This window comes from Streptomyces desertarenae, from assembly GCF_042681365.1.
In the GTDB taxonomy this organism is placed as follows: domain Bacteria; phylum Actinomycetota; class Actinomycetes; order Streptomycetales; family Streptomycetaceae; genus Streptomyces; species Streptomyces desertarenae.
Genome location: NZ_JBHUFU010000006.1, coordinates 132438 through 155089 on the forward strand (window position 1 = coordinate 132438; position 22652 = coordinate 155089).

At 75.0% G+C, this 22652-nt stretch carries 21 protein-coding genes; 9 read left to right on the plus strand and 12 right to left on the minus strand.

Features of this window, described 5'->3' with window-relative positions:
- Positions 1–105 precede the first annotated feature (105 nt).
- Positions 106–1950 (plus strand): GMC family oxidoreductase N-terminal domain-containing protein, encoded by a 1845-nt coding sequence (locus tag ACFSJS_RS12160; RefSeq protein ID WP_380899364.1) that lies wholly within the window; start codon positions 106–108, stop codon positions 1948–1950.
- Positions 1951–2051: 101 nt separating this feature from the next.
- On the opposite strand, the gene ACFSJS_RS12165 is transcribed toward ACFSJS_RS12160, so the two are convergent.
- Both ACFSJS_RS12165 and ACFSJS_RS12170 read right to left on the minus strand, forming a co-directional pair.
- Complete coding sequence (locus ACFSJS_RS12165; protein ID WP_380899365.1) at positions 2052–3164, minus strand: LAETG motif-containing sortase-dependent surface protein; 1113 nt, start codon at positions 3162–3164, stop codon at positions 2052–2054.
- A 973-nt stretch (positions 3165–4137) separates the two neighbouring features.
- On the minus strand, positions 4138–4443 hold the full coding sequence (locus ACFSJS_RS12170; RefSeq protein WP_380899366.1) for a chorismate mutase: 306 nt from the start codon (positions 4441–4443) through the stop codon (positions 4138–4140).
- A gap of 325 nt (positions 4444–4768) precedes the next feature.
- Between ACFSJS_RS12170 and guaA the strand changes: the two genes are divergently transcribed.
- The gene (guaA, locus tag ACFSJS_RS12175) at positions 4769–6370 is read left to right on the plus strand and encodes a glutamine-hydrolyzing GMP synthase (protein ID WP_380899367.1); all 1602 of its coding nucleotides are present in this window, start codon (positions 4769–4771) and stop codon (positions 6368–6370) included.
- A gap of 152 nt (positions 6371–6522) precedes the next feature.
- Here guaA and ACFSJS_RS12180 read toward each other — a convergent pair whose 3' ends face one another.
- Complete coding sequence (locus tag ACFSJS_RS12180) at positions 6523–6972, minus strand: hypothetical protein (RefSeq protein ID WP_380899368.1); 450 nt, start codon at positions 6970–6972, stop codon at positions 6523–6525.
- Positions 6973–7331: 359 nt separating this feature from the next.
- Between ACFSJS_RS12180 and ACFSJS_RS12185 the strand changes: the two genes are divergently transcribed.
- Complete coding sequence (locus ACFSJS_RS12185; RefSeq protein ID WP_380899369.1) at positions 7332–7940, plus strand: Uma2 family endonuclease; 609 nt, start codon at positions 7332–7334, stop codon at positions 7938–7940.
- A 99-nt stretch (positions 7941–8039) separates the two neighbouring features.
- Positions 8040–8210: a hypothetical protein gene (locus tag ACFSJS_RS12190; RefSeq protein ID WP_380899370.1), complete on the plus strand. Its 171-nt coding sequence runs from the start codon at positions 8040–8042 to the stop codon at positions 8208–8210.
- A 28-nt stretch (positions 8211–8238) separates the two neighbouring features.
- Here ACFSJS_RS12190 and ACFSJS_RS12195 read toward each other — a convergent pair whose 3' ends face one another.
- A complete protein-coding gene (locus ACFSJS_RS12195) occupies positions 8239–8913 on the minus strand; it encodes a LuxR C-terminal-related transcriptional regulator (protein ID WP_380899371.1) in 675 nt (224 codons plus the stop codon).
- A complete protein-coding gene (locus ACFSJS_RS12200; protein ID WP_380899372.1) occupies positions 8910–10166 on the minus strand; it encodes a PspC domain-containing protein in 1257 nt (418 codons plus the stop codon). The genes ACFSJS_RS12195 and ACFSJS_RS12200 overlap by 4 nt, the downstream gene beginning before the upstream one ends.
- 131 nt (positions 10167–10297) lie before the next feature.
- Between ACFSJS_RS12200 and ACFSJS_RS12205 the strand changes: the two genes are divergently transcribed.
- Both ACFSJS_RS12205 and ACFSJS_RS12210 read left to right on the plus strand, forming a co-directional pair.
- Complete coding sequence (locus ACFSJS_RS12205; RefSeq protein WP_380899373.1) at positions 10298–11755, plus strand: PspC domain-containing protein; 1458 nt, start codon at positions 10298–10300, stop codon at positions 11753–11755.
- Positions 11752–11964: a hypothetical protein gene (locus ACFSJS_RS12210; protein ID WP_380899374.1), complete on the plus strand. Its 213-nt coding sequence runs from the start codon at positions 11752–11754 to the stop codon at positions 11962–11964. The genes ACFSJS_RS12205 and ACFSJS_RS12210 overlap by 4 nt, the downstream gene beginning before the upstream one ends.
- Positions 11965–12027: 63 nt before the next feature.
- Here ACFSJS_RS12210 and ACFSJS_RS12215 read toward each other — a convergent pair whose 3' ends face one another.
- The gene (locus ACFSJS_RS12215; RefSeq protein WP_380899375.1) at positions 12028–12792 is read right to left on the minus strand and encodes a hypothetical protein; all 765 of its coding nucleotides are present in this window, start codon (positions 12790–12792) and stop codon (positions 12028–12030) included.
- Positions 12792–13316, minus strand: coding sequence for a SigE family RNA polymerase sigma factor (locus ACFSJS_RS12220; protein WP_380899376.1), 525 nt, complete (start codon positions 13314–13316; stop codon positions 12792–12794). The genes ACFSJS_RS12215 and ACFSJS_RS12220 overlap by 1 nt, the downstream gene beginning before the upstream one ends.
- 216 nt (positions 13317–13532) lie before the next feature.
- On the opposite strand from ACFSJS_RS12220, the gene ACFSJS_RS12225 reads away from it, so the two are divergent.
- Complete coding sequence (locus ACFSJS_RS12225; protein ID WP_380899377.1) at positions 13533–14363, plus strand: pectate lyase; 831 nt, start codon at positions 13533–13535, stop codon at positions 14361–14363.
- 141 nt (positions 14364–14504) lie between these two features.
- Here the strand turns inward: ACFSJS_RS12225 and ACFSJS_RS12230 are convergent, their stop codons facing one another.
- The 3 genes from ACFSJS_RS12230 to ACFSJS_RS12240 form a co-directional block, all read right to left on the minus strand.
- Positions 14505–15854, minus strand: coding sequence for a hypothetical protein (locus ACFSJS_RS12230; RefSeq protein ID WP_380899378.1), 1350 nt, complete (start codon positions 15852–15854; stop codon positions 14505–14507).
- A gap of 234 nt (positions 15855–16088) precedes the next feature.
- Positions 16089–16610: a hypothetical protein gene (locus ACFSJS_RS12235; protein ID WP_380899379.1), complete on the minus strand. Its 522-nt coding sequence runs from the start codon at positions 16608–16610 to the stop codon at positions 16089–16091.
- Complete coding sequence (locus tag ACFSJS_RS12240; RefSeq protein ID WP_380899380.1) at positions 16607–16852, minus strand: helix-turn-helix transcriptional regulator; 246 nt, start codon at positions 16850–16852, stop codon at positions 16607–16609. The genes ACFSJS_RS12235 and ACFSJS_RS12240 overlap by 4 nt, the downstream gene beginning before the upstream one ends.
- A gap of 143 nt (positions 16853–16995) precedes the next feature.
- On the opposite strand from ACFSJS_RS12240, the gene ACFSJS_RS12245 reads away from it, so the two are divergent.
- A complete protein-coding gene (locus ACFSJS_RS12245) occupies positions 16996–17349 on the plus strand; it encodes a hypothetical protein (RefSeq protein WP_380899381.1) in 354 nt (117 codons plus the stop codon).
- A 124-nt stretch (positions 17350–17473) separates the two neighbouring features.
- Here ACFSJS_RS12245 and ACFSJS_RS12250 read toward each other — a convergent pair whose 3' ends face one another.
- A complete protein-coding gene (locus ACFSJS_RS12250) occupies positions 17474–18097 on the minus strand; it encodes a DUF1707 SHOCT-like domain-containing protein (RefSeq protein WP_380899382.1) in 624 nt (207 codons plus the stop codon).
- A 61-nt stretch (positions 18098–18158) separates the two neighbouring features.
- Between ACFSJS_RS12250 and pcrA the strand changes: the two genes are divergently transcribed.
- A complete protein-coding gene (pcrA, locus tag ACFSJS_RS12255) occupies positions 18159–20663 on the plus strand; it encodes a DNA helicase PcrA (RefSeq protein WP_380899383.1) in 2505 nt (834 codons plus the stop codon).
- Positions 20664–20748: 85 nt separating this feature from the next.
- Here the strand turns inward: pcrA and ACFSJS_RS12260 are convergent, their stop codons facing one another.
- Complete coding sequence (locus ACFSJS_RS12260; protein WP_380899384.1) at positions 20749–22344, minus strand: M23 family metallopeptidase; 1596 nt, start codon at positions 22342–22344, stop codon at positions 20749–20751.
- Positions 22345–22652: the final 308 nt, after the last annotated feature.

Sequence of the window (22652 nt, forward strand, 5' to 3'; positions counted from 1 at the left end):
GGCGGGCCGGACGCCCCGGCCCCACCCCCGACCTCCCCTTCCCCTCCCCAGAGAACGAGCCGCACCGCCGGAGGTACCCCCGTGTCCCATCCCCAGGACAAAACCATGCAAAAGCCGTCGGGTTCGGCGTACGACTACGACGTGATCGTCGTCGGCTCCGGCTTCGGAGGCTCGGTGTCGGCGCTGCGGCTGACCGAGAAGGGCTACCGCGTCGGCGTGCTGGAGGCCGGCCGCCGCTTCACCCGCGAGACGCTGCCCAAGAACTCCTGGGACCTGAGGAACTACCTGTGGGCCCCGGCGCTGGGCCTGTACGGCATCCAGCGCATCCACCTGATGGACAAGGTGATGATCCTCGCCGGCGCCGGGGTGGGCGGCGGTTCGCTCAACTACGCCAACACCCTCTACGTGCCGCCGCCCGCCTTCTTCGCCGACCCCCAGTGGGGCCGCATCACCGACTGGCAGGAGGAGCTGAGGCCCTACTACGACCAGGCCAGGCGGATGCTGGGCGTCCGGCTCAACCCCACCACGACCCCCTCCGACGTCCACCTGAAGGCCGCCGCCGAGAAGATGGGCGTGGGCGACACCTTCCACCTCGCCCCGGTCGGCGTCTTCTTCGGCGACGGCGAGGACGCCGGGGGGAAGGTGAGGGCCGAACCGGGCGCGGAGGCCCCCGACCCCTACTTCGGCGGCGCGGGCCCCTCCCGCCGCGCCTGCACCGAGTGCGGCGAGTGCATGACCGGCTGCCGGCACGGGGCCAAGAACTCCCTCACCGAGAACTACCTCCACCTGGCCGAGGGGGCCGGCGCGGTCATCCATCCGCTGACCACCGTCACCGAGGTCGCCGAGGACGGCGAGGGCGGCTTCCTGGTCACCACCGTGCCGACCACCAGGCGCCGCCGGGGCCGGCGGACGGTGCTGCGCTGCGGGAGGGTCGTCATCGCCGCCGGCACCTACGGCACCCAGACCCTGCTGCACCGGATGCGCGACACCGGCGTGCTGCCGCGGATCTCCCCGCGACTGGGCGAGCTGACCCGCACCAACTCCGAGGCCCTGGTCGGGGCGATGACCACCGGGCGCCGCTACCGGAGGAAGTACGGCCCCGGCGCCGAACCGGACTTCACCAGGGGCGTGGCCATCACGTCCTCCATCCACCCGAACGAGAACACCCACATCGAACCGGTGCGCTACGGCAGGGGCTCCAACGCGATGGGCACGCTCTCCGTCCTCCAGGTGCCGCACGGCGGACGCGCTCCGAGGCTGCTGGCCTTCGCCGCGCAGTGCCTGCGCCATCCGGTGCAGGCACTGCGGACGCTCTCCAACCACCGCTGGTCGGAGCGGACGATCATCGGTCTGGTGATGCAGTCGCTGGACAACTCCCTGACCACCTACCGCAGGCCCAGGGGCCCGGGGAAGGGGCTGCTGACGGCCCGGCAGGGCCACGGCGCCCCCAATCCCGACCACATCCCCGAGGGCGCCGAGGCCGCGCGGCTCATCGCCGAGGAGATCAACGGCTTCCCCGGCACCAACGTCGGCGAGTTGATGGGCACCCCGCTGACCGCGCACTTCCTGGGCGGCTGCCCCATCGGGGCCTGCGCCGAGGAGGGCGTCATCGACCCCTACCACCGCCTCTACGGCCATCCCGGCATCTCGGTGGTCGACGGCTCGGCGGTCTCGGCCAACCTCGGGGTCAACCCGTCCCTGACCATCACCGCCCAGGCCGAGCGGGCCATGGCCCTGTGGCCCAACAAGGGCGAGCCCGACCCCCGCCCCGAGCAGGGCACCGGTTATGTGCGCGTCCCCGCCGTCGAGCCGCGCGCCCCGGTGGTGCCGGAGGACGCGTTCGCGGCGCTGCGGCTGCCGCTGCTGGCCGTGCCGGCCGTTCCGCCGCGGAGGGCGGAGGCGGAGGCGGGTGCGGGCGGGGCGGAGTCCGCGCAGCCCGCGGAGGCCTGACCCCGGGGCGGTCCCGGCGGACACGGCGAAGGGGTGGGGCGGCCGGGCCGCTCCACCCCTCGGCGCGTTCCGCGCCTCCGTGCGTTCAGACGGTCACGCCGTCACGCGGCGGCGGAGGTGTCCGCCCCGGCGCCGCCCCGGCGCCGCACGACGTACACGGCTCCGACGCCCAGCGCCACGGCCGCGGCGCCCGCGAGGGCGAACATCGGCAGCGCGGAGGACGAGCCGGTCTCGGCGAGCTGGCCGTCGAAGTCCAGGTTCCGGGTCTGCTCGTCCTTCTCGACCGGCGCCGGCTTGGCCGGCACCTTCTTGCCGCCGCCGGTCTGCGGCCTGGCGTCGTTGCCGTTCGGCTTCTTGCCCGCGGCGATGATCTCGAACTCGTAGACGTCGCCGAGCGGCGACTCGCTGCAGGTCTCGTTGTCCTCGTTGAGGTAGAAGGCGTAGCCCAGGACGATGCCGACCGAGTTCGGCGCCTTGGCGTCCACCTTCAGCCGCAGCTGGAGGGTGACCGTCTCGCCGGCGCCGACGGAGCCCTGGCCGACGTAGCCGGCGTCCAGGGAGTCGAAGTCGGTGCTGACGTCGTACCACGCGCCGTCGCCGCCCCGGACCTGGAGCGTCACGTAGTCGGCCGCGTCGGCGCCGGTCTCGGTCGCCGCGGCGAGGTAGACGTGCGCCTGGGAGAAGAGGCGGTCGGTGTCGGAGCGGTTCGTCACGTTGAGCGAGAACTGCTTCCAGCCGCTGCCGGCGGCGACCTGGGCGGGGAGGTTGCTGATGGAGGTGGTGAAGTCCCGGTCCTCGTCGACGACCGGGCACTCGTCGACCGGCCACTGGCCGTCGCCGGGCTCCTCCTCGTCCCCGTCGCCGGGCTTCTCGGTCTCGCTCTCCTCCGGCTCCGGCTCGGGGGCGGAGGTCTCGGTCTCGCTCTCCTCCGGCTCCGGCTCGGGAGCGGGGGCCTCGGTCTCGCTCTCCTCCGGCTCCGGCTCGGGGGCGGAGGTCTCGGTCTCGCTCTCCTCCGGCTCCGGCTCGGGAGCGGAGGTCTCGGTCTCGCTCTCCTCCGGCTCCGGCTCGGGAGCGGAGGTCTCGGTCTGCGGTTCGTCGGTCCGGCCGGCCGCCGGGGCGCTCTCGTGGGCGTACGCGGCGGGAGCCGCCATCAGCGCGGCGGGCGCGATGACAGCCGTGGCGGCGGCAGCCGCAAAGGCACGGCGAAGCTTCATGTGGAACCTCATGTGGTGTGAGGCGAAAAGGAGAAAAGCAGAAGGGCCTTCGCGCCTCGGGGCGCGGCGGGCCGACAGCAGACTAGGGGCGGAACATGTGACTCCGCGGACAGGTTTCCGAGTGCCCGCAGGTGCCCCCATCCGGGCCGGCGCGGCATAAGGGACGGAAACGATCAGTTGCCCACGCTCACCCAGGTTTCGGTGTGGTTCATCTCACACGCACGGGTGTTGTGTTCGTTACGGAGGCGTGACCGGGAGGTGTACAACCTTCGGCCCTGCCCGTGTGTCCTGCGGTTTCCCCGGGCGGGCCCGGCGGCCGGGAGTCCGCGGCCGGGCGTGGACGGGTGTGGAAGGGGTGCGGGAGGGGAAGGGCCCCGGGCGCCGGCCGGGTGGGGTGGCCGGTGCCCGGGGCCCGGGTCAGCGCCGGCTCAGGGCTCGCCGGCGCTGGGGCGGCGCCGGGGGAACGCCGCGGAGGATGGCTTCCGGGTCGGGCCCCGCGGACGGGGCCCGCTGCGCATCGTGGTGGACGCGGCCGCGGCCGCGCAACCGTTCGGACCGAACCGGCCGCGTTCTTCGCCGGCCTGCCCGGAACCGGACCGCACCCTGCCCGAACGCGGTGGAGCGGCGGCCGCGGCGGGGTCGCACCCCGCTCGCGGGGAGCGGGGTGCGGAGTGCGGGGGATGGGGACCGCGGAGCGGTCGGTCCACGGCGTCCCGAGGACCGACCGCTGGTGTCGTGACCGGGCTGCTGTCCCCTGCCGTCCGGTCACTGAGCCGGAGCGAGGTCCCACGACGCCCGGTCCTCACCTCCCGAGGGAGGACGGCGTCTCATCGCTCCGGCACTTCCCCCACCGCCTCCGGGCGCCCGGTCGGCTCTGGGGTCGTCCGGTCCAACGAGGGCGTCCCGCGGTGGTAACGCGCCGTACGGGTGATCACGGTCCGTCACGCCGGGCGGTGTGCCGGTGCGGCGGCGGTCACACGCGGCCGCGGCACAGCTCCAGCAGGGTCATGGCCAGGGAGGTGCCCGGCCTGCCCAGCGGCTCGCGGTAGCGGGTGAGGACCTCCATCTCGCGGGAGAGGTTCACCCGGCGGCCGCCCGCCTCGATCCGGGTCCGCTGGATGCGGGCGGAGACCTCCATGCGCTCCCGCACCAGGGCGATGATCCGGCGGTCCAGGTCGTCGATCAGCTCCCGGTCCCGTCCGATCCGCTCCTCGGTCCCGGGCGTTCCGCCGCCGTCGGCGGCGGTCGTGGTGGTCGTGGTGGTGGTCGTGGTGGCCATGGCCGCTCCGTCCCTCCTGGGTCGTGCGCCGCGGACCGGCCGGCGCCCGGGGCGGGGCGGAACGGCAGACGCCCCGGGCCTGACCGGCCCGGGGCGCCTGGGTGAGTCGCTCGTCAGTGCGTGCGCGCAGCGTCACCATGGCAGCCGGCCGGGCCGGTGCCATAGGTAAACCAGAAGGTCTGCCGCGCGAACATGCGCCCCAGTATGCCCTCGGCCACCCGCCGTGACCAGCGGGAGCCGGATCGTGAGACGGCCGGGTGCCGCGGGCGCCCCCGGTAGACTGGGCCCTCCCAAGCCATACCCACGCCGAAAGGCAGCCAGCCCAGTGGCATCAGAGCCCACCGAGCCCACCGCCGCACCCGACGCGCCGGACACCGTCCTCGTCGTCGACTTCGGCGCGCAGTACGCCCAGCTCATCGCCCGCCGCGTCCGGGAGGCCCGGGTCTACAGCGAGATCGTCCCGTCCACCATGCCGGTGGAGGAGATGCTCGCCAGGGACCCGAAGGCGATCATCCTCTCCGGCGGCCCCGCCTCCGTCTACGCCGAGGACGCGCCCGGCATCGACCGCGCGCTGTTCGAGGCCGGGGTCCCCGTCTTCGGCATGTGCTACGGCTTCCAGCTCATGGCCCAGACCCTGGGCGGCACCGTGGACAACACCGGGCGCCGCGAGTACGGCGGCACCCCGCTGACCGTCACCAGGCCCGGCTCCACCCTCTTCGAGGGCACCCCGGTGGAGCAGTCGGTGTGGATGTCGCACGGCGACGCCTGCTCCGCCGCCCCCGAGGGCTTCGCCGTCACCGCCTCCACCGACGGCGTCCCCGTAGCGGCCTTCGAGGACGACGAGCGCCGGCTCTACGGCGTGCAGTACCACCCCGAGGTGATGCACTCCACGTACGGCCAGCAGGTTCTGGAGCACTTCCTCTACCGGGGCGCCGGGCTGAAGCCCACCTGGACGGCCGCGAACGTCGTCGAGGAGCAGGTCGCCGCCATCCGTGCCCAGATCGGCACCAAGCGCGCCATCTGCGGGCTGTCGGGCGGCGTGGACTCCGCGGTGGCCGCGGCCCTGGTCAACAAGGCCATCGGCGACCGCCTGACCTGCGTCTACGTGGACCACGGGCTGATGCGCAAGGGCGAGTCCGAGCAGGTCGAGAAGGACTTCGTGGCCTCCACCGGCGTCAGGCTCAAGGTCGTGGACGCCGAGAAGCGCTTCCTGGACGCGCTGGCCGGGGTCTCCGACCCCGAGGAGAAGCGCAAGATCATCGGCCGGGAGTTCATCCGCGTCTTCGAGCAGGCCGCGAGCGAGATCGTCGCCGAGGCCGGCCAGGGCGACGAGGCCGTGGAGTTCCTCGTGCAGGGCACCCTCTACCCGGACGTGGTGGAGTCCGGCGGCGGCACCGGCACCGCCAACATCAAGTCCCACCACAACGTCGGCGGCCTCCCCGAGGACCTCCAGTTCGAACTGGTGGAGCCGCTGCGCAAGCTCTTCAAGGACGAGGTCCGCATGGTCGGCCAGGAGCTGGGCCTGCCGGAGGAGATCGTCCACCGCCAGCCCTTCCCCGGCCCGGGCCTGGGCATCCGCATCGTCGGCGAGGTCACCAGGGAGCGCCTGGACCTGCTGCGCGAGGCCGACGCCATCGCCCGCGAGGAGCTGACCGCGGCCGGTCTGGACCGCGACATCTGGCAGTGCCCGGTGGTGCTGCTCGCCGACGTCCGGTCCGTGGGCGTCCAGGGCGACGGCCGCACCTACGGCCACCCGATCGTGCTGCGCCCGGTCTCGTCCGAGGACGCGATGACCGCCGACTGGTCGCGCCTGCCCTACGACGTGCTGGCGCGCATCTCGACCCGCATCACCAACGAGGTCGCCGACGTCAACCGCGTGGTGCTGGACGTCACCAGCAAGCCGCCGGGGACCATCGAGTGGGAGTGACGCCCCCCGCGTCCCCCGCACGCCGCGCCCGCGCCGCCGCTCACCCCTTCGAGCGGCGGCGCGGGCGTTTCCGCCCGCCGCCGCGGGCGCAGGGCCGGGGTTCCGCCCGTGGCCGTGCGCCCGCGGCCGGCCGGGTGCAGAGGGCGCCCCGGTCAGCCGGCCCGGGTCATGACCGAGTCGTAGCCACCGCCGCCGGGGTAGACCCACGCGCCGGAGAGCGTGTCGCCCGTCGCGTCGAAGGTGCCCCGGAAGTGGGCGGGGGAGCCCTTCTCTCCGGCCCAGATGGTCAGGGTGTCGCCGTCGAGTTCGTAGACGTAGTCGAAGGTGTTGCCCTGGTGGTCGTAGAAGCGGGAGCGGATCTCCTCGCTCGGCCGCTTTGCGCCGAAGGGCTTCTCGCGTCCGATCACCTCGAACCCGGTGACCCGCTGTCCGTTCTGCTCCAGTTCCACGTCCTGGATCAGGAAGAAGCCGCCCGCCGCCCACCGGTAGGCGACCGTGCCCTCGGCGCCGCCGGTCACCCGCCAGGAGCCGGTCAGCCGGTCCAGCGCCCGGATCCGCTCGTCCGGCCGCGCGGCCTGCGCGGTGCCCGTGTCCTCGGCCATGGTGATTCTCCTTCCACTGGTCTGCTGCGCTGTGTGCGTCTCCCCCGCCCCGCCCGCGAGGACCGGACGCCCACAGGGCGAGGCCCGCCTCCCGCCGGCCGTCGTGCACCGGACGGACGGGCGGGTGTCCTCGCGCAGCGGCGCGGCCGGCTCCGGCAACTCCGCCCGCTCCCCGACCGGGCCGCTCGCACCGTCTTCCCCCTCGCGGACGGCCGCACGCCAGGACAGCGCCGCACCCGGCGCGCCGGTCCACGACGGTAGCGCGTCCCTGCGTCATTCCCCGGCGCGGTTCACTCGTACGAGCGGAGGAACGGACAATTCCGGTGAGTCGCCCGGCGGAATGCGATCACGATGGCGGCATGGAGGACCTGGAGAGGGGGGACGGCATCGGCGACGAGCCGTTCCCCGCATGGCTGCGGCCCCCGCACCGCGGTTTCACGGCCGACGACCTCTTCCGCCTGACCGAACTCCCCTCCCACACCCAGCTCATCGACGGCAGCCTGGTCTTCCCGGCCCGGCAGACCCCCTACCACTCCCTGACCAACGCCCTCCTGGCGGACGGGCTGAGGCGCTCGTGCCCGCCGAACCTGCGGGTGCGGCGGGAGGTGGTCGTGCTCCTGGGGCCGGGCCAGGCGCCCGAGCCGGACGTCCTGGTGATCCGCGCGGAGGCCGTCAGGGGACTGGACACGGACCGCTACGCGGCGCGGGACGTCGTCCTGGTGGTCGAGACGGTCGCCCCCGACTCCGCCGTCCGCGACCGCGAACGCAAGCCGCAGCTCTACGCGCGGGCGGGCATCCCGCACTTCTGGCTGGTCGAGGAGGGCACGCGCCACCGCCCGGTCGTCCACGTCCACCTCCTCGACCCGGCCACGGGGGCGTACACCCTCACCGGCGTCCACGAGGACCGGCTGACGCTCACGGTCCCGTACGGCATCGACATCGACCTGAACGGGACCGACCGGATGTGACCGGATGTGAGGGGCCCCGCGGCCGGCGGTTCCCGCCGGCCGGCTCCTGCCTGGAGGCGGAGCCCGGCCGGCGCCTGGTGATGGGCGTGGACGTGCCCGGTGCCCCCCGGGCAGGCCGTCATGACCCTGGAGCTCGACGAGCCGGACGGCGCCGGGCGGACCCGGCTCACGCTCGGCCAGAGCTGCGGCAGCGCCGAGGAGCGCGCCGTGGCCGAGCAGGGCGGCGCGCTGCTGCCGGACTCCCTCACCGGGCATTTCGCGCGGCGCTGACCCCGCCCCCGGACGGGGCCCGCCGCCGTCACACCAGGCGGCGGGCCGTCGCCCAGCGGGTGAGCTCGTGGCGGTTGGAGAGCTGGAGCTTGCGCAGCACCGCCGAGACGTGGCTCTCGACCGTCTTCACCGAGATGAACAGCTGCTTGGCGATCTCCTTGTAGGCGTAGCCGCGCGCGATCAGGCGCAGCACCTCGCGCTCGCGCTGGGTGAGGCGGTCCAGGTCCTCGTCGACCGGCGGGGCGTCGGTGGAGGCGAAGGCGTCCAGCACGAAGCCCGCCAGACGGGGGGAGAAGACCGCGTCGCCCTCGGCGACCCGGAAGACCGCGTCCACCAGGTCGGCGCCGGTGATCGTCTTGGTGACGTAGCCGCGGGCGCCGCCGCGGATCACGCCGATGACGTCCTCGGCCGCGTCCGAGACCGACAGGGCCAGGAAGCGCACCGGGCGCTCGGGGTCGGCCGTCAGCGCCGCGCTGCGCCGCAGCACCTCCACCCCGCCGCCCCCCGGCAGGTGCACGTCCAGCAGGACGACGTCGGGCCGGGTGGCGGCGATGACCGAGACCGCCTGGTCCACGTCGGCGGCCTCGCCGACGACCTCGACGCCCGTCTCCTCCGTCCTGCCGATCTCGGCCCGGACGCCCGTGCGGAACATCCGGTGGTCGTCGACCAGGACCACCCGGGCCCGGCGCTGCTCCTCGCTCATGCTTCCGCCCTCTCCATCTCCAACTCCACCACCGTGCCCCCCTCCGGGGCCGCGCGCAGCACGGCCGTGCCGCCGTTGCGCCGCATCCGCCCGATGATGGACTCCCTCACGCCCATCCGGTCCCCGGGCACCGCGTCCAGGTCGAAACCGGGGCCGTGGTCGCGCACGGAGACGAACACCGTGCGCCCCTCGACCTCCGCGAAGACCTGCACGGGGCCGCCCTCGCCACCGTACTTGGCGGCGTTGACCATCGCCTCCCTGGCCGCCTGGAGTTGCGCCCCCAGCCTCTCGTCCACCGGGCAGTCGCCCACGCACACCACCTCCACCGGCACCCCGTGGTGGTCCTCCACCTCGGCGGCGAGCCGCCGCACGCCGTCGGCCAGGGTCTCCGGCTCGTCCTCCTCCTCCCGGCCCGTGCCGGCCGGCCTGTAGAGCCACGCCCGCAGCTCGCGCTCCTGGGCACGGGCGAGACGGGCCACCTCGCGGGGGTTGTCGGCGTTGCGCTGGATCAGGGTGAGGGTGTGCAGCACGGAGTCGTGGACGTGCGCGGCCACCTCGGCGCGCTCCTGCGCGCGGATGCGCATCAGCCGCTCCTCCGACAGGTCCTGCACCAGGCGGACCAGGTACGGGCCCGCCAGCAGCGCGATGCCCACCAGGAGGGCCAGCGACGCCTGGAGCACCGTGCCCAGGTGCGGCCCCAGGCCCCGGGTGACGGCGAAGCCGGTGACGCCCAGACCGACCAGGAGCGCCCCGGCGGCACTGCGCGCCAGGGGCAGCAGCCGCCTGCGCCGGCTGACCTCCATCCAGTGCGCGCGGCGCGAGTTGTCGGCCTGGCGCCACACGACGGCGACGCCGGCGCCGACCAGGAGCAGGGGCCACAGATAGGCGCCCGCGGCGCCGAACGGGAGGTTGGCGCCGAGCACCACCACCCCCGCGGCCAGGGCCAGCAGGGCCGCCAACTGCCCCTTGTCAGGCCTGCGGACGGAACCCCGCCGGTCCCGGCCCGGCTGCGGACCGGCCCCGACCCCGCCCGTCCCCAGCGGCACGACGAACCAGAAGGCGGCGTACACCAGGGCGCCCATGCCGTTGGCCATGAGCAGCACCAGGAAGGCCACCCGCACCCAGGAGACCGGCATCCCCAGGTGCCCGGCCAGCCCGCGCGCGACCCCGCCGAGCAGCCGCCCCTCGGCGCTGCGGTAGAGCCTGCGCAGCGGGAGGTGTTCGACGGCGGGCTGCTGGACGGGGGCGGTCATGCCACGATCGTCACACGGACCCGCCCGGCCGGGCATCAGGGTCGGCCCCGGAGGCGCCCCCGAGGAATCCGGGACGCCTCCGGGACCGACCCTGATGCCCGGCGGCGGGCGGGCACGTCACCATGGAGTCCATGACAGACGCCCCGCCGCACGACCCGCACGACGACCGGCCGTCCGGTGGCGGAACCGCGTCCGGGCCGTCCGGGCCGTCCGGGCCGTCCGGTGGGACGGGTTCCGCCGCCGCGGGCGGGCGCGAACCGGAGGCGCGGCCGCGGCTGGTCCGCAGCCGGCACCACAAGGTCGTCTCCGGGGTGTGCGGCGGCCTGGGCCGCCACTACGACCTGGACCCGGTGATCTTCCGGGTGCCGCTGGCCGTGCTCTCCGTCGTCGGCGGCCTCGGACTGCTCTTCTACGGCTTCGCCTGGCTGCTCGTCCCGCTGGAGGGCGAGGACGAGAACGAGGGGCGGCGGCTGCTGTCGGGCCGGGTCGAGGGCACCGCGCTGAGCGCGGTGCTCTGCGCGCTGGTCGGCTCCGGGCTGTTCCTCACCTCCATGGGCAGCGGCAGCGAGCGCGTCCAGCTGTTCTCCGTGCTGCTCGTCGGCGCCGTGGCCGGCGCGGCCCACTGGTCGCAGCAGCGGCGCCGGGCCGCGGCCACCGAGGCCGAGGGCCGTTTGGCGGACCCGGTGGCGGCCCACGCCGCCGCCGAGGCCCCTCCCGAGGCCAAGGCGCCGCCCGCGCCGACCGGGCCGTCGTGGTGGCGCGAGCCGCTGACCAAGGACGGGCGGCCGGGGTGGCCGCACGACACCGGCTACCTGTGGGGGCCGGAGGACGAGCCGGCCGCCGACCCGCGCGCGGCGCGGACGGACGCCCCGTGGGAGCCGCGGCCCCCGGAGGGCGCCGGGGAGCCCGGAGGCACCGCACCGAGCGGGCGGCGCTCCCTCGGCGGCCCGCTCGTCCTGCTCGCGCTGGCGGCGGCGGTGGCCGGCACGGCCGCGGCCTGGTCCTCGCCGTCGCTGGGCACCGCCCTGGCGGTGGGGCTGGGCTGCGCGCTGGGCGTCCTCGGGCTGGGCACGGCCGTCAGCGCCTTCCGCGGGAGGGTGGGCGGCGGCACGATCGCCGCGATCGTGTGCACCGGAGTGCTGCTGACCGGTGCCGTGGCGCTGCCGGAGGAGATCTCCACCGGGTGGACCGAGGCGTCCTGGCGCCCCTCCTCGGCGGCCGCGGTCCGGGAGCGGTACGAACTGGGCAGCGGCTCGGCCGTCCTGGACCTGTCCGGGGTGGAGCTGGAGGCGGGGCGCACCCTCCGCACGGCCGTGGAGGTGGCCGCCGGGGACGCGCTGGTGGTCGTGCCCGACGACATCGAGGTCCGGCTGGAGGTCGAGGTGGGCACCGGCGGCTACCGGCTGTCGGAGCTGCCCGAGGCCGGGGGCGGCTGGCGCGGGGAGCACGGCGGCGGGATCGGCGTCACCGACCGGCGGACGCTGCCCCCGGCGGACGGGGGCGAGCCGGACGGGACGCTGGAGCTGCGCCTGCACGTCGGCCTGGGCGAGGCCCGGGTCGTGCAGCACCGGGCGGAGGGGGCGCGGTGAGACGGCAGGCGTTCGATCCCGCCCGGCTGCTGCTGGGCCTGTCGCTGCTGGGCATCGCCGCGGCCCACGTGCTGACGGCGACGGGCCGGTGGGAGCTGCCGCTGCCCGTCCTGCTGCCGCTGCTCCCGGCCGCGCTGCTGCTGGCGGGTGCCGTCTCCGCCGTCACCCACGCCGTCCGGCGCCGCCGGGGCCGGGGGAAGGGCGGGTAGGGCGGCGCGGGCGGCCGGCCCGCGCCGGGAGGGACGCCGGCGCCGGCCGCCCGGCCCGGTACGTCACCCGGGAGGCGGCCGGAAGCCGCCTCGGACGGTGTGCTCGCCGCCGGCCGCAGCGGCGGCGGTCGCGGTGTAGGCGTCCCGCCCGGCGTCGCGGGCACCGGCCGCGTGGTCGTACTGGACGGCGAAGACGTGCTCCCCGGCGGGAACGGTCCGCCCCTCCCGCAGGGTCCAGCGGTAGACCAGCGCGCCGCCCTCCTCGCGCACGGTGACGGTGAAGTCGGCCTCGGGCAGCGTCCGCCAGTTCCCGGTGCTGCGCACCCCGCCGGTCTGGGCGACCCGCACCTCCAGGACGAGCGCGGTGAGGGGCTCGCGGGTGCCCAGGGTGACGTTGCCCTGCGCCCAGTGCGGGTTGCTGTGCGGGTCGATGACGCCCTCGGCCCACAGCGGACCGCTCTCGGCGCGCTCCCCGCCGCCCGGCGGGACGGACGGGCCGGGCGAGGGCGCCACCGCGTCCGGATCCGGCGGTGCGGGGAGCGGGGCGGTGGCCACCTCGTCGCTCCCCCCGTCCCCGTCCACCGGGGAGGTGACGGCGAGGACGCCGGCGAGGAGCACCGCGGACGACGCCAGGGCGCCGAGGGCGATCCGGGGCCAGGACGGGCGGGACCCGCCCGGCGCCCGGACGCCCCACGCGGACCGGGGGAACCGGCCGGCGCGGCCCTCCGCGCCGGCGGAGATCCCCTCCCGCACGCGGGCGCGCAGCCGTGCGCCGTCCGGCCGGTAGGCGTCGGCCTCTTCCCGCAGCATCTCGTGCAGGGGGTCCATCACTGCCCTCTCCCCACCAGCTCGCCGGCGGCCCGGGTGCCCAGCATCCGGCGCAACTCCGCCATGCCCTTGGACGTCTGGCTCTTGACGGTACCCACCGAGACGCCGAGGGCGAGCGCCGTCTCCCGCTCGGACAGGTCGAGGGCGTGGCGCAGCACGACGCAGGCGCGCTTGCCGAACGACAGCCGCGCCAGGGCCGTCCGGACGTCCACGGCGGCCGCCACGTCCGGATCGTCCACCCGCTCGGAGCGGTGGAGCCGGAACAGGCTCAGGCGGCGCCTCTCGCGCACCGCGCTGCGGATGCGGGAGCGCGCCTTGTTGGCGACGACGCCGCGGGCGTAGGCGACCGGGTGGTCGGCGCCGCGCACGCGGTCCCAGCGGTGCCAGAGCTCGACCAGCGCGTCGGCGGCCAGGTCCTCGGCGGTGTCCGGATCACCCGTCAGCAGGTAGGCGAGGCGGGCGAGTTCGGCGTGGTGACGCTCGAAGAAGTCATGGAACTCGGCGGACGCGTCGTCCGGGACCATGGCGAGCCTCCGTGTGGTGTGCCCGTGCCCGACGGTGGGCGCTGAGCATAGTAATCGTTTGCGCAACCTTGTTGCGTAAGTCGGGGCCTCCACCGGGGGGCGGGTGCGGGGGCGGGGAGCCTCCCGGTGAGGCGGGTGATTCCGGCGGCAACCTTCCGGGCGGCGGCGGCGACTTGGGGGCGCAAGCACCCCCCCCACGAGAGTCGGAGAGAGCCCATGACACCGAGAACCCAGCGGCGCGGGGAGCACCGCGGGCGGCCCACCCGCCGCCGCACCGTCGGGGCGCTGGTCGCCACCGCCGTGACCGGGGCGGTGGTCGCCACCGGCGCCGTGCCGACCTCCTCGGCCGGCGCGGCCCCCGCCTGGCCCGACCCGGAGGGGAGCAAGCCGGTCTCCTCCACCATCGAGGTCTCGGGCACCTACGACGGCGGCATGAAGCGCTTCCACGGCAGCGGCGGGCTGGGCGGCGACAGCCAGGACGAGGGCCAGGACCCGATCTTCGAGCTGAAGGACGGCGCCGTCCTGAAGAACGCGGTCATCGGCTCCCCCGCCGCCGACGGCGTCCACTGCCTGGGCAGCTGCACCCTGCAGAACGTGTGGTGGGAGGAGGTCGGCGAGGACGCCGCCAGCTTCAAGGGCACCTCCTCCTCGGCGCGGTACACCGTCACCGGCGGCGGCGCCCGCAAGGCCGACGACAAGGTCTTCCAGTTCAACGGCGCGGGCACCCTGACGGTCTCCGGCTTCCGGGTGGCCGGCTTCGGCAAGCTGGTGCGCTCCTGCGGCAACTGCCGGAAGCAGTACACGCGCCACGTCGTCCTCGACGGCGTGACGGCCACCGCCCCGGGCAAGTCCCTGGTGGGCGTCAACGGCAACTACGGGGACACCGCCACCCTGCGGAACGTCACGGTCGTCGGCGACCCCGGGAAGAAGATCAAGCTGTGCGAGCGCTACCGGGGCAACAGCAGCGGCAAGGAGCCGAGCAGGACCGGTACCGGTCCGGACGGCAGGCACTGCCGCTACTCCGCCTCCGACGTCACCTACGAGTGAGCCGGCGCCCGGGCCGCCGCGGGTGACCGGTGCGCCCGGCGCCGCCCGCCACCGCGGCGGCGCCGGGCGCGGCGGCGCGGGACCGCGGGCGCGGGGTCCGCCTCCCGCCCCGGGGCCCGGACGCCGGGCCCCGGAGCGGGGTCAGTCCACCACGTCGATGGCGTAGCGGTTGGTCTCGGCGCCCGCCGCGGTGACCACCTGCACCTCCACCCGCCCCGGCTCGACGTCCACCGGCACGGGGACGACGAGCACCGTGTCGGAGGGGTTGACGAAGCCCCCGGCCACCGGGACCAGCGGCACGTGGACGTGGACGGGGCCGATGCGGACCGTCGTCCGCGCCAGCCGGTCCGGGGCCTCCGCGCCCGGCGGCACGAAACCGGAGCCGCGGATCTCGATGTCGTCGCCGGTGCGGATCGGCGCGTCCAGGTCGCCGGCCTCCCGGGCGCGGACGACGGACATGACGACGGGGCGGCCGCCCTCGGCGTACTTCCCGGCCAGGTACGTCACGGCCGAGACCGCCGCCAGCAGCACCGCTGCCCACGGCAGCTCCGGCAGCTCACCGGGGCGGCGGGCCAGCCGCACCGCCGCCATGACCAGCACGACCGCGTTCACCAGCACGTACTGCACGTCCGTGAAGGACCCGCGGCCGCCGTCGTCGGTGAGCAGGTCGGCGGCGCGGGGCCGGTCGGCGCGCACCTTCTGGAGCCGCTGCGCCCGCACCCGCAGGAGCACGGTGCGCCGCACCACGACGGCCACCGCGCACGACAGGGCCAGGACGGTCAGCAGCCCGGCGCCGTGCCGGAGGTCCAGGCCCGCCGGCAGACCGCGGCGGTCCTCCGCGCCGGACGCGACGGCCGGCTCGACGGCGAGGACCAGCACCGCGTAGCAGACCAGCAGCACCCACGCGGCGGCGACCGCGCGCGAGGTCGACAGCCGGTTGTCCTCGCCGGTCACCGGTGCCAGCACCCCGCCGTGCGACCGGTGCAGCCGGGCCGCGGCGGTCAGGCAGAGCGCGGCCGCCAGCGCGGCGGCCAGCCCGGCCGTCCGCGCGGCCGTCCAGCCCGGGCCGAGGGCGGCGGTGACCGCCTGGACGGCGGCCAGCAGGGCGACGGCGCACCAGACGGCGAGTGCGGTGCGCCGCCACAGCGAGCGCAGCCGGAGGTCGTCCACGGCGCGGACGCGCTCGGCGACGGCCTGGGCCGCCTGGGTCAGCTCGTCGGAGACCCACTGGCGGGACGCTCCGGGGGAGTGGGCGAGCGCGGCGGGCACCGTGGAGCCCGCCGCCAGTTCGTCGCGCCGTGCGGCGAAGTCGGCCCGTGCCCGGCGGAGGGCCTCGCGGGCCCCGTGCGGGCAGCCGGGGCAGGCGCACCCGCTCGCGTGCCCGCCCGCCGCCGTCCCCGTGCCGGCCGCGGTGCCCGCCGCCCTCGTGCCCGCGGGGCCGGCCGAACCGGGCGCTCCCGCCGTACCGTCCCGCGCCGCGTCCACGGCCACCGTCGCTCCACCTCTCCCCGGCTCTCCCCGAGCCGCCGACTCCCCGGCAACGGGAGGGAATTGTGCCCTACGGCGGGGTGGCGCCGCGGGCGTTCGCGCCGGTTCCGTGCGGGGCCGGAGCGGAGCGGGCGCGTCACCCGCCGTGGTGGCGCGGTGGTGGAGGGGCGCGGGAGGCCGGGGCGGGAGCCGGAACGAGCACCCGGACGGGTGAACGGCGGCGGCCCGGCCCCCGCGTCAGGCGTCGTCCGCGGGCTCGTCGGGCGCGGTCAGGGCCGCGATCCACAGCGGCAGCAGCCAGTGGGCGACCAGCAGGGCGAACAGGACGCCCAGCAGGAGCGGGGCGGTGAGCCGCGCACCGCCGTACTCGTGGGCGAGGTGCAGGCCGAGCAGCGCGGCGGCCTGGAGGGCGAGGGAGGTCCGGTGCGCGGTGGTGAGGGCGCGGCCCCGGTCGGTGAGCTGCCGCTCGTCCAGCGCCCGGGTGCGCAGCTCCAGCAGCCCGCGGGTCGAAAGGTTCAGCACTCCCGTGACCGCGCACCACGCCACCAGCGCCACCAAGGCCGCCGGGATCGCCGCGTACGGCGGCAGGTCGTGGCCCGAGAGGGCCCACAGGGCCGCCAGCAGGGCGGCCGTCAGGGCGACGTGGGCGGCGACGAGGCCCCGGCGCCGGGCCCGGGTGGCGTGGAGGCCCCGGTGGCGGTCCTCGTTCATCAGGGCGAGCATGCGCCGGTCGCGGTGCGTGGTGGTGGTGTGCGTCATCGCTTCCTCCCGTAGACCTCGTCGGTGAGCGGGCGGAACGGCTCCAGTGAGAACAGCGCCTCGACCGGCAGGTCGAAGAAGCCGGCGATCCGCAGGGCCAGGTGCAGGCTGGGGTTGTACTCGCCGCGTTCGATGTAGCCGATGGTCTGGTAGTGGGCGCCGACCGCCTCGGCCAGGCGCCGGCGGGAGACCTTCCGTTCCGCGCGTACAAGGGACAACCTGTTGTGCACCTGCTCGCTCATGTATAAGAAGTACTACATCGAAGACAAGGTTGACAACAACGAGGGGCAGGAGGGGAGAGGGGGGAGACGGGAGGACGGGAGGGCGGTGCGGGGGACCGGACCTACCGGCGGGCCGCGGACGCGCTCCGGCTACCCTCGCGTCCATGGAGGCACTCACCCACTTCTTCGTCGGCCTGCACATCGTGGGCATCGGCGCGCTGCTCGGCGGATTCATGACCCAGATGAAGGCGATGGGCGCCGGAGAGGCGCGCATCGTGCCGGCGATGCTGCACGGCGCCCTCACCATGCTGGTGACGGGCGTGGCCCTGGTGGGCCTGAACGAGGCGGACGACCAGGCGGTCGACCACGTCAAGATCGGCGTGAAGCTGGCGCTGCTGGTGGTGATCCTCGCCCTGGTCTACGTCAAGCGCGACGAGGAGAGGGTGCCCGCGCCGGTCTTCGGCACCGTCGGCCTGCTGACCGTCGCCAACATCTTCATCGCCACCATGTGGACCTGAGCGGTCCCGCCCGCGGGGACGCGCGGGCGTGCGGAGGCGACAGGAGCCCCGGCCGCGTGCGTGCGGCCGGGGCTCCGGCCGTCCGCGGCCCGCTCCCCCGGTCCCGGCGGGACCGCGGCGGCCGTCAGTCCTCGGAGCGGCGGCCGGGCCAGCGGAACGGGTACCGCACCACGACCGTCCCCGCCTTGGAGCTGCCGGTGAGCCGCAGCACCGGCATGCCGGGCGCGGGCGGCTCGGTGACCCGGTTCCGCACCGAGCCGAAGCCGCAGCTCAGTCCGTCCGTCCGGACCGACCAACCGCGCGGCACCACGATCCTGATCTCGCCCATCCCCGCGTCGAGCTCCAGGTGCACCTCGCGGTGGCGGCACTCGGCCCGGGTGAAGTCGATCCTGATCTGGCCCAGGGCGCTCTTGGCGACGATCCGCTCCGGCACCACCCAGTAGCCGGTCTGCCGGATGTCCCCGGCCACCGTCCTCAGCACCATGGGCTCCTGCGACGGCTGCGGCTGCAACTGCGACTGCGGCCGCGGGGGCCGGCCGGGCGCCCCCGGGTCGGGCAGGTCGGCGGTGAGTGCGTCCAGCTCGCCGTACGTCTTGGCGGTGAAGGCCCTCTCCAGCCGCTCCTCCAGCTCCTCCAGGTCGATCCGGCCGTCGCCGGCGGCCTCGCGGAGCCGCTCGGCGACCTCTTCACGGTCGGCGTGACCCGCGCGCAGCTCGGAGCCGGGGCGCTGGGAGGGAAGGTCCGTCATACCCGCCATCTTAGGGAGCGGGCCGCCCCGCACCGAGGGAGCCGCCTAGACTCGTACGACGATGAGCAGCCTCTTCGACGACAGTTTCCTGGCCGACCTCGAACCCTCCGCGGAGGAGGAGCCGCCCCCTCCGCCGGAGGAGGCGGCCGCACCGGCGGAGGAGGTCCCCGACGACCTCTTCGCGGGCGCCTTCGCGGGCGGCGGTGCGCGCGACACCCACTACCGGGACGGCGCGGTCCGCCCCGTCGTCGACCCCGCGACCCTGCTGGAGGGGCTGAACGAGCAGCAGCGCGCGGCCGTGGTGCACACCGGCTCGCCCCTGCTGATCGTCGCGGGCGCCGGCTCGGGCAAGACGAGGGTGCTCACCCACCGCATCGCCTACCTGCTGGGCGCGCGCGGCGTGCACCCGGGGCAGATCCTCGCGATCACCTTCACCAACAAGGCCGCGGGCGAGATGAAGGAGCGCGTCGAGGAGCTGGTGGGCCCCCGCGCCCAGGCGATGTGGGTCTCCACCTTCCACAGCGCGTGCGTGCGCATCCTGCGCCGCGAGAGCAAGCGGCTCGGCTTCACCTCCAGCTTCTCCATCTACGACGCCGCCGACGCGCGGCGGCTGATGGCCCTGGTCTGCCGGGACCTGGAGCTGGACCCCAAGCGCTTCCCGCCCAAGTCCTTCAGCGCCCAGGTGTCGAACCTGAAGAACGAACTGGTCGACGAGGAGGCCTTCGCGTCCCGCGCCTCGGACGGCTTCGAGAAGACGCTGGCCGAGGCGTACCGGATGTACCAGGCGCGGCTGCGCGAGGCCAACGCCCTGGACTTCGACGACATCATCATGACGACGGTGCACCTGCTCCAGGCGTTCCCGGACGTCGCCGAGCACTACCGCCGCCGCTTCCGCCATGTGCTGGTCGACGAGTACCAGGACACCAACCACGCCCAGTACACCCTGATCAGGGAGCTGGTCGGGGTCGACGGCAGGACCGGGGACGAGGGGCACGGGAGCGGGGACGCGCGGGCCGAGCTGTGCGTCGTCGGCGACGCGGACCAGTCGATCTACGCCTTCCGCGGCGCCACCATCCGCAACATCCTCCAGTTCGAGGAGGACTACCCGGACGCCACCACCATCCTGCTGGAGCAGAACTACCGCTCCACGCAGACCATCCTGTCGGCCGCCAACGCCGTCATCGAGCGGAACGAGAACCGCCGCCCGAAGAACCTGTGGACCGAGGCCGGGGCCGGCTCCCGCATCACCGGCTACGTCGCCGACACCGAGCACGACGAGGCGCAGTTCGTCGCCGACGAGATCGACCGGCTGACGGACGCGGGGAAGGCGAAGGCGGGCGACGTCGCGGTCTTCTACCGCACCAACGCCCAGTCCCGCGTCTTCGAGGAGGTCTTCATCCGCGTCGGCCTGCCCTACAAGGTCGTCGGCGGGGTGCGCTTCTACGAGCGCAAGGAGGTCCGGGACGTCCTGGCGTACCTGCGGGTGCTGGCCAACCCCGAGGACTCCGTGCCGCTGCGCCGCATCCTCAACGTGCCCAAGCGCGGCATCGGCGAGCGGGCCGAGGCGATGATCGAGGCGCTGGCGCTGCGCGAGAGGATCACCTTCCCGCAGGCGCTGCGCCGGGTCGACGAGGCGTACGGCATGGCGGCCCGCTCGGTCAACGCCGTCAAGCGGTTCAACGCCCTGCTGGAGGAGTTGCGGACGGTCGTGGAGTCGGGCGCCGGCCCGGCGACCGTGCTGGAGGCCGTCCTGGAGCGTACCGGCTACCTCGCCGAACTCCAGGCCTCCACCGACCCGCAGGACGAGACCCGGGTGGAGAACCTCCAGGAACTCGCCGCGGTCGCCCTGGAGTTCGAGCAGGAGCGCGGGGAGGACCCGGGCACGCTCGCGGAGTTCCTGGAGCAGGTGGCGCTGGTCGCCGACTCCGACCAGATCCCCGACGAGGACGCCGAGGGCGGCGGCGTCGTCACGCTGATGACGCTGCACACCGCCAAGGGCCTGGAGTTCCCGGTGGTGTTCCTGACGGGCATGGAGGACGGCGTCTTCCCGCACCTGCGCACCCTCGGCAAGACCAAGGAGCTGGAGGAGGAGCGGCGGCTGGCGTACGTCGGCATCACGCGGGCCCGCGAGCGGCTCTACCTGACCCGCTCGGCGATGCGCAGCGCGTGGGGCCAGCCCTCCTACAACCCGCCCTCCCGCTTCCTGGAGGAGATCCCCGGCCAGTACCTGGAGTGGCGGCGCACCGGTCCGATGGCCGGGGGAGCGGCCTCCGCGCCGTCGTCGCGGCCGGCCTCCCCGTCCCGGTCGTCGTCCCTGTCGGCGTCGTTCCCCGCGGCCGGCCCCTCGTCGCGGCGCCGCGGCCCGAGCGGGTTCGCCACGGGCCGGGCCGCCGAGCGCCCGGTGGTGGCGCTGGAGGTGGGGGACCGGGTGACGCACGACAGCTTCGGGCTCGGCCGGGTGGTGGCCGTGAAGGGCAGCGGGGACAACGCCGAGGCGACGATCGACTTCGGCGGCGACAAGCCCAAGAGGCTGCTGCTGCGGTACGCGCCGGTGGAGAAGCTCTGAGTGGTCGACGGGCCCGGCCCGGGGACCCTCGCCGGGGGTCCCCCGGGCCCCGGGCGGCGCCCGCCGGCCGGTCGCACCGGACCGGTCAGGTCGGGTCCAGACCCTTGGAGCGGAGCCAGGAGAGCGGGTCGATGGCCGCGCCGCCGCCGGGCCGGACCTCGAAGTGCAGGTGCGGGCCGGTGGACTTACCGGAGTTGCCCGAGTAGGCGATGATGTCGCCGGCCTTGACGGAGCCCGAGCGGATCCGGGCGCTGCTCAGGTGGCAGTACCAGGTCTCGGTGCCGTCGGGGGCGGTCACTATCACCATGTTGCCGTAGGCGCTGTGCCACTGGGTGCGGACCGTGCCGTCGGTGGCGGCCATGACGGGGGTGCCGTAGCTGACGGGGAAGTCGATGCCCGTGTGCAGCGACACCCAGTTGATGCCCGCCTGCCCGTAGTAGGCGCTGAGCCCGTGCTGGGCCACCGGCAGCGCGAACTTCGGCCGCAGCGCCTCCCGGCGCGCGGCCTCGGCCGCCTTGCGCTTGCGTTCGGCCTCCTGGCGTTCCCTGAGGTCGATGCGCTCCTGGGTGCGGCTGGCGCGGTCGGCGAAGCCCTCGGCCTCGTCGGAGAGCCCGGCGAGCTGGGTGTCGAGCTTGCTGTTGGCCGCGTTGATCTTGACGGCGGAGGTGTCGGGGGCGGCCTGGGCCGGTGCGTCGTCGCCGTCGTCGCCGACGGAGGCCGCCGCCACGGCGGTGACCCCCATGACGCAGACGGACGGCACGGCGACGGTCAGCAGCGCGGAGCGCTTGGGCCGGGCGGAGCGGCGGCGGCGCGATCCCCCGGAGCGGGCCGGGAGGCCGGGGCCGCCGGGGCCTTCACCGTGGACGGGGCCCGCCTGCGGGTCCGGGGACGTCCCGGAGCCGTCGTGGGGAGCGTCGTGGGTGCCGTCCCCGGAGGATCCGGGTCCGGGGGAACCGGCGGAACCGCGGGAGGCGTCGTGCTCCTCGGAAGGGTCGGACGCGCCGGGGGCCTCGGTGTCGGGGAGGGGGAACTCCTGGGTGGAGAACGCCTGGTCGGAGAAGTCCTGGGCCGGGAACTCCTGAGTGGAGAAGCCCTGGTCGGAGAAGTCCTGGGCCGGGAACTCCTGGTCGGGGAAGCCGTACCCGTCCGGATCGGCGGAGGCCGGTGTGCCGTAGGCGGCGGGGTCCGCGGTGGGGTAGGCACCCGAGTCGTCCCAGCCGGCGGCGGGATAGGCGCCGTGGGCGGTGTGCGGGTCCGGGTGGGGGTCCGCGCCGTGGGCGGTGTCCGCCGCCGTCCAGCCGTAACCGCCGGCCGTGTCCTCGGGGGAGTCCGGCTGGGCCGGGACGTGCGCCCAGGTGCCGGTGGAGTGGTCGTCGTAGCCGCCGTACGCCGGGTACGAGCCGGTGCCGCCGTCCCAGGAGGCGTCCGGGGCGGTCACCGTGCCGGTGAGGCCCTGGGAGGGGGCCGCCTGGGCCTGTCCGGGCAGGGGGCCGAAGAGGGGGTCGCCGCCGTAGGCGTCCCCGAGGGCGTCGAAGGTGCCGGTGGCGTAGCCGTACGAGGTGTCCTGGGAGACCTGGTAGCCGTAGGCCGACTGGTCGTAGGGGAGGCCGTAGGGGCCGTAGGAGGCGTCGGCAGCGGGGTCGGCGGGGGCTGAGTCTCCCGACGGGTGACGGTCGTTCACCACCAACTTCTCTTTCGCCTCGGCGACAGGGGCGGAGCAGTGCGGCGACTGTACCCGGCGGTACGCGACGGCGACAATCTTCGGCAGGTTTCGGGCCCACCGGAAACGGGCATTCGGTCGTGTTTCGGTGGACTACAGACCAGTACTTGGCCCGGCGTTCGAAGCGAGTTCGATTCCCTGGAGGGCTGCTGGGGCCTGGAAACCGCTCGAGGCGCGGCGGAGCCGCGGCGGGGGGACGTGGGGAATTCCGGCGGATTCGGCGGAGGACTCGGGCCGTCGGGCCCGGAGCGTCCGCGGCGAGGGCGCGG

Coding starts and splice junctions, on each gene's coding strand:
- ACFSJS_RS12160 (WP_380899364.1), top strand. CDS start 106: ATGCAAAAGCCGTCGGGTTCGGCGTACGACTACGACGTGATCGTCGTC.
- ACFSJS_RS12165 (WP_380899365.1), bottom strand. CDS start 3,164: ATGAAGCTTCGCCGTGCCTTTGCGGCTGCCGCCGCCACGGCTGTCATC.
- ACFSJS_RS12170 (WP_380899366.1), bottom strand. CDS start 4,443: ATGGCCACCACGACCACCACCACGACCACCACGACCGCCGCCGACGGC.
- ACFSJS_RS12180 (WP_380899368.1), bottom strand. CDS start 6,972: ATGGCCGAGGACACGGGCACCGCGCAGGCCGCGCGGCCGGACGAGCGG.
- ACFSJS_RS12185 (WP_380899369.1), top strand. CDS start 7,332: ATGGAGGACCTGGAGAGGGGGGACGGCATCGGCGACGAGCCGTTCCCC.
- ACFSJS_RS12195 (WP_380899371.1), bottom strand. CDS start 8,913: ATGAGCGAGGAGCAGCGCCGGGCCCGGGTGGTCCTGGTCGACGACCAC.
- ACFSJS_RS12200 (WP_380899372.1), bottom strand. CDS start 10,166: ATGACCGCCCCCGTCCAGCAGCCCGCCGTCGAACACCTCCCGCTGCGC.
- ACFSJS_RS12205 (WP_380899373.1), top strand. CDS start 10,298: ATGACAGACGCCCCGCCGCACGACCCGCACGACGACCGGCCGTCCGGT.
- ACFSJS_RS12215 (WP_380899375.1), bottom strand. CDS start 12,792: ATGGACCCCCTGCACGAGATGCTGCGGGAAGAGGCCGACGCCTACCGG.
- ACFSJS_RS12220 (WP_380899376.1), bottom strand. CDS start 13,316: ATGGTCCCGGACGACGCGTCCGCCGAGTTCCATGACTTCTTCGAGCGT.
- ACFSJS_RS12225 (WP_380899377.1), top strand. CDS start 13,533: ATGACACCGAGAACCCAGCGGCGCGGGGAGCACCGCGGGCGGCCCACC.
- ACFSJS_RS12235 (WP_380899379.1), bottom strand. CDS start 16,610: ATGACGCACACCACCACCACGCACCGCGACCGGCGCATGCTCGCCCTG.
- ACFSJS_RS12240 (WP_380899380.1), bottom strand. CDS start 16,852: ATGAGCGAGCAGGTGCACAACAGGTTGTCCCTTGTACGCGCGGAACGG.
- ACFSJS_RS12245 (WP_380899381.1), top strand. CDS start 16,996: ATGGAGGCACTCACCCACTTCTTCGTCGGCCTGCACATCGTGGGCATC.
- ACFSJS_RS12250 (WP_380899382.1), bottom strand. CDS start 18,097: ATGACGGACCTTCCCTCCCAGCGCCCCGGCTCCGAGCTGCGCGCGGGT.
- pcrA (WP_380899383.1), top strand. CDS start 18,159: ATGAGCAGCCTCTTCGACGACAGTTTCCTGGCCGACCTCGAACCCTCC.